The organism is Niallia sp. CD-39 (assembly GCF_059874745.1).
Window position 1 is genome coordinate 203444 of record NZ_JCBCPS010000004.1, and the last position, 14377, is coordinate 217820.

Here is a 14377-nt window from a genome sequence, read left to right on the forward strand (position 1 = left end):
AGTCTACACCCTCTCTATCTCTTTTTTGCCAAATAATCCATATGGCTTAAACATAAGGATGAATACGAGGATGATAAATGGCATGACTTCTTTTAAACCTCCACCAACTAATGGATCTAAATAACCACCAGTAAAACTCTCTAATATCCCGATAATTAAACCACCGACAATTGCCCCGGGAATACTATCCAATCCGCCTAAAATTGCAACTGGCAAAACCTTTAACCCAATGGCGGACAAGGAAGAATTAACACCGTTGATGTTTCCTAATAAAACACCACCAACCGCTGAAACAATTGCTGCGATTGCCCAAGCAACAGCAAAGATCATTTTTACACTAATTCCCATAGAAAGGGCAGCTTGTTGATCGTCAGCTGTTGCTCGCATTGCAATTCCAATTTTCGAATATTTAAAGAACAGCGTAAAAATAATAAGCATGAACACAACAATAACAAGTGACCATAAATAGACTGGTGCAATGGCGATTTCACCAATTTTTATCGGTGAGCTAGGAAAGATAGAAGGGAAAACCCTCGTTTCATGCCCCCAAATTATATGAACAATTCCAGCTAACACACTTGATAGCCCAATCGTTGCCATAATCATCGAGATAACGGGTTCTCCGATAAACGGACGAAGAACAATCCGTTCGACAACAAAACCAAGTACAGCACTGAATAATAGGGAAAGGAGAAGGGCTGCTAGGAATGGAATATTGTAAAAACTGACAAGCGTTAAACAGACATACGTTCCAATCAATAAAAATTCTCCTTGTGCGAAGTTAATCGCGTCACTAGATTTATAAATTAATACAAACCCTAATGCGACTAATGCATATACACTCCCAATGACAATTCCAGTCACAAGCATTTGCAAGAAAAAGATCATTAAGCTGCCCCCTCTCCCTTCTTCATTTCGATTACTTGCAGCTTTGTTTCAATTGTTTGCTGAGCACCATCACGATATTTGATTGTACCGATTACCTTGATTTCCTTTTCATCGGAGTACAAGCCATTGATCAAATCTTCATATTTTTTGGCAACAAATTGTCGTCTGACTTTCTTCGTTCTGGTCAACTCTTCATCATCTGCATCAAGTTCCTTATATAAAAGAACAAATTTTTTGATTCGTGCTTTTTCTGGCAATGATTCGTTCATTTGTCCAACTTGGTCCTCAATTAGCTTCAGCACTTCTGTCTTAGAGGAGAGGTCTGTATAGGTTGTATAACTAATCTGGTTTTTCTCTGCCCATCTACCAACATTTTTCATATCAATGTTGATCATTGCGACGACATATGGTCTTTCTTTTCCTATGGCTACAGCTTCCTGTATATAGGAGCTGAATTTTAATTTATTCTCAATAAATTGTGGGGAGAACATTTCACCAGAATCCAAGCGGATGACGTCCTTTAAGCGATCAATGACATACACATGTCCACTATCGTCTATCGATCCAGCATCTCCTGTTTTCAGCCACCCCTCTTGAATTGTCTCGTTTGTGCTTTCTTGATTGTTGTAATAACCTGAGCACACACTCTCACTTTTAATGAGAATTTCTCCATCATCAGAAATTTTCACTTCTGTCCCCGGAATTGGGACACCGACACTATCAAGTTTGATATCTCCATCTCTATGAACAATAGCGATGCCAGCTACTTCTGTTTGACCATAAATACTCTTAACATTGACACCTATACTATGGAAGAACTCAAAAACATCAGGACCAAGAGGAGCTCCGCCTGTATAAGCACGCTTCATTCTCAATAACCCGAGGTGATCTCTAATCGCACTAAACATAAAGTAGTCAGCAACCTTGAATTTCAGCTTTGTAGAAAAGGTTAGCTCTTTATTTTCAAAATGGGCTTGTGCGACCTTCTTCCCAACAGGCTTACACCATTCATATACTTTTCTTTTCACCCACGAACTATCTTGTATTTTCACTTGAAAGCGCGAAAGCATATCTTCATAGATACGCGGTGGAGAAAACAGAACATGCGGACCGATTTCTCTTAAGTCTTCGAGCACGGTCGTTGGCTCTTCTGGAAAATTGACAGTGATGCCATTGTAGAGCCCCATTGCAAAAGTCATCATTTGCTCGCCAATCCAAGCAAGGGGTAAAAAGGATACATATTCATCATGGTCAGTAAGTGGATCAAGATCGGAAAGATTTTTAGCCATGTTCAGCAAGTTGTTAAAGGTTAGCATCGTTCCTTTCGGTTTGCCCGTCGTTCCAGAAGTATAAGAGAGAATCGCTAAATCATCACCGCTGCCCTTATAGAGCTCTTCTTCAAAGAAATGAGGATTTTTGTGATTGTATTCTTTGCCTCTTCTAATCATTTCTTCAAAGTAAAATAGCGTGTGAGAATGATAGTTCCTCATTCCTCTAGGGTCATAATAAATGACAGCCAGAATGTGAGGCACATCTGCTATGACTTCAAAAATTTTATCTACTTGCTCTTGATCCTCTGCTACAATAATGCTGACCTCAGAGTCCTTCAGAATATATTTCATTTCATGCGCAAGCGACTCTTGATACACACCAACAGTCACACCACCTAAGCTTTGAGCTGCTAATTCACTTATGACCCATTCCGGTCGATTATCACCAACAATTGCAATCTTATCTCCTCTTCTAAACCCTAGCGTGGAGAGCCCAAGACTAAAATTCTTTACGAGTTGAAATAAACGCTCATTTGAATATTCATTCCATATTCCAAATTGCTTTCGCCTTAGAGCAATTTTTTTTGGGCTCTTTTTCGCCCGTTCCTCCAAAAGGATTGGAAATGTTGTCATTTTTTCACCCCCATTACGGAATTAAACTTTCATCGCCGAGGTATGCTTCAATCACCCTTGGATTATTTTGAATTTCATCAGGTGTTCCGTACCCAATTAGTTTTCCAAAATCGAGTACTGCAATATGGTCAGATAAATCCATAACTACACTCATATCGTGCTCGATCAAAATAATCGTTGTGCTCATTTCTGCATGAATATCCAAAATGTATCGTGCCATATCCTCTTTTTCTTCAGAATTCATTCCCGCCATTGGTTCATCTAATAAGAGAATTTCAGGCTCTAACGCTAATGCTCGTCCAGTTTCAACACGCTTTTGTAACCCGTATGAAAGAGAACCAACCGGTGTATGGCGAATATGCTCAATTTCCAAAAAGTCTATAACGTCCTCCACTTTTTTTCGATGCTCGATTTCTTCCCTTTGCGCTTTTCCCCAGAAAAAGCCGCCTGATAATACTCCTGCTTTCATCCTGACATGTCGCCCAAGCATAAGGTTGTCCAAAACAGACAAATGTGGAAAAAGCTCTATGTTTTGAAAAGCACGTGCAATCCCTAATCCTGCACGTTTATGCGGTTTTAAATGTGTAATATCCTCTCCGTTAAATAAGATTGACCCTGCAATCGGCCGATAGAGCCCACTTATGCAATTAAGCATGCTCGTCTTTCCCGCACCGTTTGGCCCAATTAATGAAAAAATCTCCCCTTTTTTCACTTCATAACTAACGTGATCTAATGCAACGACGCCCCCAAATTTGAGTGTTATATCTTGAATCTCTAAAATGGACAAATTCCCACCTCCCATGAAAACGCTTACTTTTTCCAAACTCCCCTTACCTTGTTTCTATAGGTCATTTCTATGAAGTAAGCAATTTTAATATGACAATTAATTTGTACAAGCTTTTAAAAGTAATATATTCTGTAAAAAAATAAGCTGTTGAGACATTGTCTCAACAGCTTTACTCATCGTCATCTTATTTTCCAAAGGCGTACATATGAATAGCATCTCTTAAAAATTGAGCGAATCCTTCTTGATGCTGATCATAGTAAGCCTTGAATCGTTCATCAGCTACATACATGTCAGCGAGTCCCGCATGCGCTTCCTTCGAATAGTCTTTCCAATAAAACATAAGCCACTTTTTATGAAGCTCTACTGCTTTTTGAGCCTGTGCACTCGCTGGATTTGTTTTGATTGCTTCTGTTAACGCAGCAATCATTTCCTGCTCCAATTGTTGCACTTCCCTGTATTCCTCTTCTGTCATGTTTAGTACTTTCTGGTTCGAAGCTTCAATCGTCTTCTCCCCATACTTTTCACGAATCTCACTTCCAAACTGTTTCTCATTCTCATCAACTAATCTTTGTTTAAAACCTTTAAACTTTTCCTTATCTGACATGTTCATCTCTCCTTTTTTACTGGCAATAGTCGAATCTACATTTCGTATCAATTCTTCTAACTGCTTTCTTTTTTCAAGGAGCGCACGTTTATGGTTTTGCAACGCTTCAACTTCATCAAAAGCAGGCGATTGGATGATTTGCTTGATCTCATCTAATCCAACTCCAAGCTCGCGATAGAATAGAATTTGCTGAAGAATGTCCACTTCGTTCTGTCCATAAATCCGATAACCCGAGGAATTAATTCTTGCTGGCTTTAACAAATCTATTTCATCATAATATCGCAATGTTCGTGTGCTAACCTGTGCTAATTGCGCGAGCTTCTGAATCGTATATTCCACTTCTTCCAACCTCCCTTCATCCATTTTGCTCCTCTTATTCTAAACGATACACATTGACGTTGCGTGAAGGTCAATAGGAAAAATCACATATTTTTTGGATACACCCTCTAAGCTGATTTCGCATGGTAGAGACTGTAGTAGTATGTGCTTCTTAAAAGAAAAACTGAAAAACCAGTAAGATTTCTCCTACTGGTTTAGTTTGATTCCTGTTTATGTTGATCTAAAAAAAAGAATGTCATTAATATTGTACCTGATAAAATGGCTGCTCCAATCGAAATCAGTACTCGAATCCACTCTTCGATTTCGGCAAAATCACGACCTAGCATCCACAAGGCAATTGAAAAAACGAATATCATAACAGCAATCATCGCTGGAATCTTTTTTTTCACTTTGTTGCTCTTCCCTTCTTCACTTCACATTAGAAATTTTGGATAAATAAACGAAGGACATCGGCACCACCAACAAATGTACCTATTGAACTTCCGATATTCGCCAGTACAACCACTAATAATATCCTCGTCACTTTGTTTCTCCAAAATCCTTTAAATGTAAATACATCCTCTGATAAGCGTTCAAAATCGCGTACACTCGGCCTGCGGAAATAAGCTTGTGCAATCCCCGCTAACCACCCTGCCGCTAAAAATGGTACCAAGGTTGTAAATGGTGCAGCGATAAAAGCAACTATAATCGCTACTGGGTGTCCAAATGCTAAAATCGTTCCAAGTGCAGCTAAACTCCCATTCCAAAGGATCCAGCTAATCGTTTGTTGCATACCTGTTTCTGGATTTGAAAGGAATGTAGCTATAATTAACGCCAAGATAACAAATGGGATGCTCCATCCGATGATTTTTGGTGCTTTTGATTTAGGAGGTAGCTCCGTTAATTTCTTCAAGTCATGGTCATTATGGATTTCATTTTTAATACCTGGAACATGGGCAGCCCCTAAAACAGCAACGATCTTTTCACCAGGAGCTTCTTTAATTTTCTGTGATAAATATTGATCACGCTCATCAATAAGCGGCCTTTTTAATTGTGGGAAATTTTCAGTGAAATCAGCCAAGATTGCATCGATTGTGTCTTGCTTCTTCATCTTTTCTAGCTCTTCTTCCGTAATTTCTTCATCGCTAAAGATACCAGCAATGACTTGCGATAGAAGCAGCATTTTCCCTTTAAATCCTAAGCCTCGCCATATTCTTGAAAACGTGATTTGAATGTTTCGATCAGCTAATACTAGCTTCGCATCAACATCTTTTGCAGATTCAATCCCTTGAATCATTTCTTGCCCAGCTTTAATATCAAATTGCTTGGCCATTCGATTTTGAAAAGATGAAATTGCTAAGTTCATTAAAAGAAGTGTCGCTTTCTTTTCTTTAATGACCTTAAATATGTCCATGTCCTTCCACTTGTTGCCATCAACAATCGATTGATATCGCTGTGCATCTAATTCCACACAAACTGAATCAGGTTGCTCTCTTTCAATAACTTCCTTTACTTGCTCTGCGCTATGCTTGGAAATATGAGCTGTTCCAATAAGTATGTATTCTTTCCCGTTTAAGTGAATTCTCGTTATATTATCTTCATCGTGTACTATATCCAAATTATCTTCCGACATAAATTCCCTTCCTTTTCAACAAAAGAAACATATTATAAGACTTTCTACTAGATTACAGAAATACATGAATGAACTCAACTATTACCCTTTGTATTTAATAGTAAACTACAATGGCCAAATTGAGAATGTTTTTTTGCCAGTTTCTCGCATATCAAAATGTAAAAAGGCTCGAGGTTTCACTCGAGCCAACTGTTTTATTCATATTCTTTTTCAATTTTCTTTGTGCTTCTTACTGTATCAATTGGACGTACCTTCTCTTCGATTTGCTCTCTCTTTCCTTCTAAGAAAGGAGGAAGTGATAGCTTTTCCCCAAGTGTTTCATATGGTTCGTCCCCCATAAATCCTGGACCGACTGTTGCAAATTCGAATAAAATTTGCGGTGCAAGCCTTGCATATAAAGATTCAAAGAAGAAGCGATCAACATGACCAGATGTTTGGAACCCAAATTCGCGGATTCGCTCATCCCAATAATCAATTGCCTTTCTATCTTCAACACTGAAAGCCACATGATGAACTGTACCAAACCCTTGTCTTGCCTGAGGAAGAGTTATGTTATGTTCTGCAATAAGAGCTGCCCCATTTCCACCTTCACCTACTTCGAACAAATGAAATGAGCCCTCATGATCAATCTTTTTAAATTGAAGCACATTTTCCATCATTTCTGAGAAATAATCGATGTTCGCTACCCGTACAAAAATTGGACCTAAACCAGTGATTGCATACTCTAATGGAATTGGACCATTCTGCCAAGGTATCCCTGATTCTACACCTACGTTGTTTTCATCAGAAATTAGTTGATAGTATTGATCATCAAAATCAACAAATGATAATGTCTCTTTACCGAACTGCTCTTGAATCCCAGAATGCTTAACCTCCAAGCGGTCAAAACGTTTTACCCAATATTCAAGCGCCTCATCTGATGGAACACGAAAAGATGTTTTAGAAATTTCATTCGTGCCGTGAGATCCTTTTGGAATGCCAGGAAAATCAAAGAACGTCATATCCGTTCCTGCGTTTCCTTTGTCATCTGCAAAGAATAAATGATAGGTTTTGATATCATCTTGGTTAACTGTCTTCTTTACCAATCGCATTCCTAATGTATACGTAAAAAATTCATAATTCTTTTCTGCGCTGCTCGTAATTGCTGTAACATGGTGGATTCCTTTTAAACCATTCATAAATAATCCCTCCATCGAAATTTATTTCGAATTAAAATATCTTTATTTCGAGATAAATATACCATACGAATTATTTGTTGTCAAACATCAAATTGATCTTTCTGTGTAAATTAGCCCATTCTAGCCATTCATCCTTTCCTGAAGGACACGAACTCCATTAATGATTCGATCCTCTGTGCTATCTCCAGAAATCGAGGACATGATGATTTCTTCTTTAACAATTACTTTAGCCTTTTCCCCTTTTAGTAAGTCTTTAAATGTTTTTGGTCCGCTATAAATAACTGGAACAAGTGGGGCATCTGCCTTTAATGCAATTGTGACTGCCCCCCGCTTTAGAGGCAAGTCCTCTGTACTTCTTGTCCCACTTGGAAAAATACCAACACATTGATTCGAACGAATTAATTTTATTGGAATTTTCAACGTACTCGGGCCAGGATTCTCACGGTTTACAGGAAACGCATGAATTGATTTTAAAAACCATTCTTTCCATTTCCGATTGAAAAGCTCTTTTTTCGCCATAAAATGAATTTCAGTAGGATATAGAGCAATGGCAAGCATAATCACATCCACCCAGCCTATATGTGTACAAGTGACAACAAATCCACGGTTTCGAGGAATATTTTCCTTTCCCTCTACCTTTAACAAACGAAGTATTCGAATGATCATCCTTAAAATATTGCAAATAAACGGATACATTCTATTCTCCCCCTTTTCCATTATTATAATGGAAACGAGATAGAATTTATATCTACTTTTAATACTTGGTACTAAAAATATCGCAATTTTGGAAAAGAAACCTACTTTTCTTTTTTGTAGCATAGCTATAAGGAGGAGAAACAATGAACGCATTAAGACAGAAAGATCCATATACGGTTTATCTTGTCACTACCTTTTTATCATCATTCTTTTTTACAACCATCTTTACTGTTACATTGCTTTATCATGTACAGGTTGTTGGCTTATTACCGCTTCAATTAGTGGTTGTTGGCACAATATTAGAGTTAACTGTGTTTTTGTTTGAGATTCCTACCGGGATGGTATCAGACTTAAAAAGTCGCAAGCTTGCTTTAATTATTGGGTATGTATTAGTTGGAATTGCCTTTTTACTTGAGGGGCTTTTTCCGCTTTTAGAAATGGTCATTGCCTCTCAAATTTTATGGGGCATCGGCTATACATTTACAAGTGGATCGTTACAAGCTTGGATTGCCGACGAAATCGGAGAAACAAAGGCAGGTCATGCTTTTTTAACTGGGGCAAGAGTGGAGTCTATTGCACAATTAACGGCCATTCCATTTAGCATTTTGCTCGGATTCACTTTCATTCAGATGCCGATCATCATCGGTGGATTATGCATGATTGGGCTTGCGTTATTCCTATTCATTACGATGAAGGAAGAGCGCTTTATCCCACTGAAAAAGAGTAAGTCGAGTACGACGATGATGAAAGACCAATTAAAACAAGTTGTTGTATACGCTCGAGCAAGCCGACTCATCCGCCTTTTGCTTTTTATTGCTTTATTCTTTGGATTATACAGTGAAGGGTTCGATCGCCTATGGCTCTCTCATATAATGGATTTAACCTTTTTAACCGAAGTCAGTAATCAAATGCTCGTACTTGTGACAGGTGCATTAAACTTTATTATTGTACTAATTGGCTTTATCGCCATGAGCATCATCCAAAATCAACAATTGCATAAACAGTTATCAACAATCTATCGTGTATTACTTTTCACAAGTCTCATCCTCATTTGTTCATTAATTTTATTTGCATTATCGAGCCATTTCATCATCCTATTGCTCTTCTTTTGTATTGTACAAATGGCACGTAAAGTCATGTATCCCCTAGAGGATATATGGTTAAACTCATTGATTAGCAATCCATCAACAAGAGCCACTTTCTTTTCTGTAAAAGGACAAGTCGATTCCATCGGGCAAATTTCTGGGGGACCGATGATTGGTGGGATCGCAACCATCTTCACTGTCCGTACTGCACTATTAGTCTGTGGAATTGTTTTAGTACCTGTCCTCTTCATCTATGGTAAAATAATCAAACAACAAAAGAACGAATGAAATGAGTTGATAATTGATGGTAGTAAAACCTAGAATCACCGGAGACTTGCCTGAGGTTGACCTCTTTGCTTCTATAGATGACGATGATCCATTCCTCACCTCTTGTACAATTCGCGATACTAATGCCAGTTATGGAGAAATGAATCGAGTCGTATTTTCTAAAGTCCATTTTAAGCAGGTAGACTTCGTCGGTGCCTCTTTACAAGGGGCAGACTTTACTGATGTCATCTTTGAACATTGTGACTTCTCTAATACAAATTTATCAGAAGCGATGATTCATCGAGCAACGTTTAAAGAGTGCAAGCTTGTTGGAACGAACTTCACTGAAGCCACACTAGGGAATGTTTCATTTAGGAATTGTCATACAAACCTTATAAACTTTCCAATGGCTAGATTAAAAGAGGTTGCTTTTCAACAAACTACATTAAAAAGCGCAAACTTCTATGAATGCAAACTTCAAAAGACACAATTCTCACATTGTGATTTGCATGATGCTGATTTTTCGCAAACAAGTCTAGCTGGCGTTGACCTAACTACTTGTACATTCGAGAAAATCCACGTACAGATTGAAAGCTTAAAAGGATGTATTGTATCAACTGAACAAGCAATTGGCTTTGCCTCATTAATTGGATTACAAGTTAAAAAAGAAGGATAGCTTTATTAAATAGGAGGGTTATATGAGTGTAACATTTGAATACATCAGCGTATTCTTTCTCGCAATGATTCCATTTGTTGAAGCTTTCATTTCCATACCAGTTGGAATCATCGTATTTAAATTAAATCCCATTGCCACTACTGTCTTTGCAATCGCTGGTAATGTGCTATCGATTCTTCTCTTCATTTTCTTAGGCGAAAAAATTCTCGCATTTTTTTCTCGCTTGAAAAAAGAACGTGTAGCCAAAAAAACAAACAAAAGAATAGTAAAGTATTTTCATAGATACGGCTCAGTTGGTCTTGCATTCATTGGCTCCTTTATGCTCAGTAGTCAACTAACAGCAGCAGGGATGGTTCCTTTAGGGATTGACCGTGAAAAAACGTTTTTCTGGGTTTCAATCGCCGTCATCGTCTATGCCATCACAATTGGTTTTCTTTCGTTTTTCGCAGATCAATGGGTCCGAGATTTCCTGCAAATATGAAACCTCCCCCTACATTTACCGTATATAAAAAGAAAGAGCTATTTTAGGGGGAACGCAAATGTTCACGGAGTTGAATGAGCGGTTAATTATTGTGAAGGATGATTTGAGAAGAAAAGAGAAGTATGAGGACCATTTGGAACGCCTAAAGGCTGATTTGCAGCTAGAAATGCAAAAACGCGATATGTATAAACATTCGTTAGAACAGAAACAGGAAGATGTAAGCCGTTTTGAATCTTTTACCTTAGCCAATGTTTTTTATTCTCTGATTGGCAAAAAGCTTGAGAAGATTGATGAAGAAGAACGGAAGATCGAAGCTACAAAACTAAAGTATAAGGAAGCGATTGAAACCATTTCTGATATGGAAAAAGAGATACGAGAGTTTGAAGCAGAGCTTACTAGTGTTGCGAATGCTGACGTAGAATATGAGGCGATTCTAAAAGAAAAAGAACGGTTAATCCGTGATAGTGATTCCTTTTGGAACGAGCAATTATACGCACTTTCAGAAAGAGAAGCAGATTTATTTGCCAGTTTAAAAGAATACAATGAAGCAATTGAAGTCGGTCAGAAAGCAAAACATCAGTTAGATGAGGCACTAGACGAACTAAGCTCTGCACAAAATTGGTCAACCTTCGATATGTTTGGCGGCGGCACGATTTCTACTTTTGTTAAACATAGTCGCTACAATAGTGCTCAATCTCTCATCCATAATGCCCAACACACACTCCGCCAATTTCGAGAAGAGTTGTTAGATCTTAAAAAGCATTTTCATCACGATTATGATATCGGCAATATGCTGACGATTGCCGATTACTTCTTTGACGGCATCATTGTCGATTGGATGGTTCATGGAAGAATTAATGATGCACTGTCACAGACAGAAGAAATGTATGACCTTGTTAAATCCACTCTAAAGGATATCAAAGTACAAAGAGATGAACTGGAGTGCGAACTAACCCGTGTTCATTTGGAGAGAATTGAACTATTTGAATCCTGTTCTTAAGCCTCTTTTGTTTAGGCTCTATTAAAGGTAGATATTGATTGTGACCAATTGGAAAGGTTGTTTTGCAATAGGTGCATCATTTAATTATGTGATGACCGTGGGAGCAAACGGAGATACAAGCTCTCTTAGCATCATTAATGCAGATAACCTATTTCTTATAATTTGAAAAAGGGAAAAGAATGATTAAAGATAGAAAATTTCGGAAGCTTGGTTGCTCTGTGAAGAAAAGTAGTATTAGCAACGAATTTGAGTAACAGGGTGCCGAGACAAGATAACTGTTTCGCAAGTATTTGGAATGAGTAGATTACGGAGACAAATTATTTAGCAACTTCGGAAAGAATGTTCTTAGACTAAGGGAGAGGTTATTTTGAAAGGAGAAAAATATGGAGACAGGAATTAAGAATATTTTAGTGTCTAAGAACAACAGAAGTAACGATTCGTGTACCCTACTTGGTATTGTGAATCAAAACGGGAGAAAGTTATATTCAGTAGCATAGACGAAAAATTAAATACACCCGTTGAAGACAGAATTTTCGAAAGTGGTTCTATTTCTAAAGTTTTTACTGCTATATTATTACAGACAATGATAAGGGATAATATAGTTCAATTAGATGACTCCGTATTAAAATATCAGCCAAGTTATGTCCAAGCATTCTCAAATAATATCAAAGAAATGACTTTACGAGATTTAATTACCCATCAATCGAATTTGCCGAGAGATGCTTCAAATATTAAAGTACAAGATAGAATGAATCCCTTTGCTTCCTACCAACCAAAGGATTTAGACGATTTTTTATCAAACTTTCAGTTAAAAAAGTATAAAAACAAATGGAAATATTCAAATGTTGGTGTAGGGCATTTAGGAAATTTACTAGCTGGTGTTCTTGGTACTGATTATGAAGAAGCAATAAATGCGAGAATTTGTAAACCTTTAGGATTGCATAACACTTTTATTAATATAAGTGATAGTAACCAGCAAAAAGTAATCAATTCATATAACAAAAACAAAGAAATACCTCCATTCTCTATTCCTGCACTACCGGGAGCTGGTGGATTGAAAAGCACACTAAATGATATGTTGACTTTCTTAGAAGGAAATTTAGGATTAACAGATAGTCCTTTACAACAAGTTTTGAACCAAACACATGAAATACAAAGTAAAATTAGAGTTGATAATAATACACAAATGGGATTAGGATGGATGATTTCTAAAGATAAACAAACACAAGAAAACATTCATTGGCACACCGGTGGTACAATCGGATTTAACACCTATATTGGAATGAAAAAAGAAAATAAAATGGGGATTATTATTGCTACTACGCAAAAACATTCAATGTGGAGTATAGTTAAACTCCTGTTAGGAATAGGAGGAACGATTGGAGAGGAAATTGCCTATGAAGTATATAATCACCTATTAACAACTGAATAATTATATATATAGTGGTTCTTAGGGGTAGTATTATTAGAATGTACTACTTTAACAACCTAGTGCTTATATTCAAGACAGCTGCCAATTCAGGCAGCTTTTCTTATGTAATAAACGTGGCAGGTTAGTGCTATAAAGGACCATACTTTTTTATTCTATAATTGTATAATTATGTTTGTTCTGTTACATTAAAACTAATGGAAATAAGTGGAAGGGGTGTTTGGTTTTGAGTTATAAATTTGGTCCGAAAAAGAAATGGGTTTGGAATGGTATACTATTAATTTTATATGTGCTAATAATCATTTTCTGTGGTATCTATGCCTTTTACACTTCTAAAATGGGGAGGCTTACAAACTTCTATATTATTGTAACAGTGATTATACTGGGTGGGATGATATATTAGTCAATTTATTATTTCAAACTACCTCAGAAATTCTAATTAATTATTAATGACAATTCCTTGTCAATACATAGAGGTAGTCTCTTTCCGAGAAAACTAATTCTCTTTGATAAAGTAGAACGTGTAGTTAAGCTAAATGAAGCTATCATATTTATATTAAATAATGGAAAAGAAGAACCAATTTACACAGATCATCTATCAAATGATGATAAATTAGGATTAGAAAAATTACTTAGTGAAAAATTAGATTCAAAGACGGTAGGTTTTAACAATTAAAATTATCTCAAACTGAAAAAAAATAAACAAGTTACCATTCAATTAAAGGGAGCTCTTGTTTAATTACCCAGGCACTGAGCCAGCAGGAGTAGTGATTTCACCTGTTGAGTAATGAGCAGAAGGGTTGTGAGAAGAAGTTACAAATAAAGGGGGATTCTATGAGTAAAAAGAAAAAAGCTACTGGTTAACATTTTTTTGCAGTAGTATCAGTGACTCTTTTTATATTGCCATTGATTAAAGCATTAGGTGTTCCAACGTTTGACGTTGTATTAGTTTTATTATTTGGTGAAGATAGTATGTTGGCTATTGTCTTTTCATTAGTTCTCGCACTTATAATTTTATTTTGGATGTTTAAGTCTGCTAAACGAAATGCGTAATCTAGAGTTATTGCATTACTCGACTTCAAACTAACGTGGCAGTATGAGTATAGATTATCAAACCAAGGGAGAGATAAATATGATTGTTGCAAGTTTGTATGTAGCATATATTTTTATGCTTATATTGAGCATTATATTTTGTTTGAATTTAGTTTCTATATTGAAAAAGGTAAAGAACGAAATAGAACTTCCATATACTTGGAAGTTCGTTTTTTTATATAATAACAACCTTAAAGTTAAACAGAGCTTTTGTTATTAATAAGTTGTCAAACACGTATCTTTCGTTTACACATACATGTTTGATACAATTGGATCAACTCCATAAAAGGAATGAAAAATATGAAAAAAGCTGACAAGTTTGTCTCCTAGATTCTTTTA

The 14377-nt window shown here is 36.8% G+C and carries 13 protein-coding genes; 5 read left to right on the forward strand and 8 right to left on the reverse strand.

Features of this window, described 5'->3' with window-relative positions; translation table 11 throughout:
• Positions 1 to 3: 3 nt before the first annotated feature.
• The 8 genes from AC6F34_RS11270 to AC6F34_RS11305 all read right to left on the reverse strand — a co-directional run bounded on the left by AC6F34_RS11270 (position 4) and on the right by AC6F34_RS11305 (position 8008).
• Positions 4 to 888, reverse strand: coding sequence for a branched-chain amino acid ABC transporter permease (locus AC6F34_RS11270; RefSeq protein ID WP_500772108.1), 885 nt, complete (start codon positions 886 to 888; stop codon positions 4 to 6).
• Positions 888 to 2792, reverse strand: coding sequence for an AMP-binding protein (locus AC6F34_RS11275; RefSeq protein ID WP_500772110.1), 1905 nt, complete (start codon positions 2790 to 2792; stop codon positions 888 to 890). The genes AC6F34_RS11270 and AC6F34_RS11275 overlap by 1 nt, the downstream gene beginning before the upstream one ends.
• Positions 2793 to 2805: 13 nt before the next feature.
• On the reverse strand, positions 2806 to 3579 hold the full coding sequence (locus tag AC6F34_RS11280) for an ABC transporter ATP-binding protein (RefSeq protein ID WP_500772112.1): 774 nt from the start codon (positions 3577 to 3579) through the stop codon (positions 2806 to 2808).
• Positions 3580 to 3763: 184 nt separating this feature from the next.
• Complete coding sequence (locus tag AC6F34_RS11285; protein WP_500772441.1) at positions 3764 to 4522, reverse strand: MerR family transcriptional regulator; 759 nt, start codon at positions 4520 to 4522, stop codon at positions 3764 to 3766.
• 194 nt (positions 4523 to 4716) lie between these two features.
• A complete protein-coding gene (locus AC6F34_RS11290) occupies positions 4717 to 4911 on the reverse strand; it encodes a histidine kinase (RefSeq protein WP_500772114.1) in 195 nt (64 codons plus the stop codon).
• A 29-nt stretch (positions 4912 to 4940) separates the two neighbouring features.
• Positions 4941 to 6134: a TraB/GumN family protein gene (locus AC6F34_RS11295; protein WP_500772116.1), complete on the reverse strand. Its 1194-nt coding sequence runs from the start codon at positions 6132 to 6134 to the stop codon at positions 4941 to 4943.
• A gap of 194 nt (positions 6135 to 6328) precedes the next feature.
• A complete protein-coding gene (locus tag AC6F34_RS11300) occupies positions 6329 to 7312 on the reverse strand; it encodes a ring-cleaving dioxygenase (protein ID WP_500772118.1) in 984 nt (327 codons plus the stop codon).
• Positions 7313 to 7432: 120 nt separating this feature from the next.
• The gene (locus tag AC6F34_RS11305; protein ID WP_500772120.1) at positions 7433 to 8008 is read right to left on the reverse strand and encodes a lysophospholipid acyltransferase family protein; all 576 of its coding nucleotides are present in this window, start codon (positions 8006 to 8008) and stop codon (positions 7433 to 7435) included.
• Positions 8009 to 8151: 143 nt separating this feature from the next.
• On the opposite strand from AC6F34_RS11305, the gene AC6F34_RS11310 reads away from it, so the two are divergent.
• The 5 genes from AC6F34_RS11310 (at position 8152) to AC6F34_RS11330 (ending at position 12949) form a co-directional block, all read left to right on the forward strand.
• Positions 8152 to 9381 carry an MFS transporter gene (locus tag AC6F34_RS11310; RefSeq protein WP_500772122.1) on the forward strand — a complete coding sequence of 410 codons (1230 nt, stop codon included), beginning with the start codon at positions 8152 to 8154 and terminating at the stop codon, positions 9379 to 9381.
• Between the two features lie 16 nt (positions 9382 to 9397).
• Positions 9398 to 10036, forward strand: coding sequence for a pentapeptide repeat-containing protein (locus AC6F34_RS11315; protein WP_500772124.1), 639 nt, complete (start codon positions 9398 to 9400; stop codon positions 10034 to 10036).
• 22 nt (positions 10037 to 10058) lie between these two features.
• Positions 10059 to 10517 carry a small multi-drug export protein gene (locus AC6F34_RS11320; RefSeq protein WP_500772126.1) on the forward strand — a complete coding sequence of 153 codons (459 nt, stop codon included), beginning with the start codon at positions 10059 to 10061 and terminating at the stop codon, positions 10515 to 10517.
• A 58-nt stretch (positions 10518 to 10575) separates the two neighbouring features.
• Positions 10576 to 11517, forward strand: a complete 942-nt coding sequence (locus AC6F34_RS11325) for a hypothetical protein (protein WP_500772128.1) — start codon at positions 10576 to 10578, stop codon at positions 11515 to 11517.
• 439 nt (positions 11518 to 11956) lie between these two features.
• On the forward strand, positions 11957 to 12949 hold the full coding sequence (locus AC6F34_RS11330; protein WP_500772130.1) for a serine hydrolase domain-containing protein: 993 nt from the start codon (positions 11957 to 11959) through the stop codon (positions 12947 to 12949).
• The last annotated feature ends 1428 nt before the right edge of the window (positions 12950 to 14377 follow it).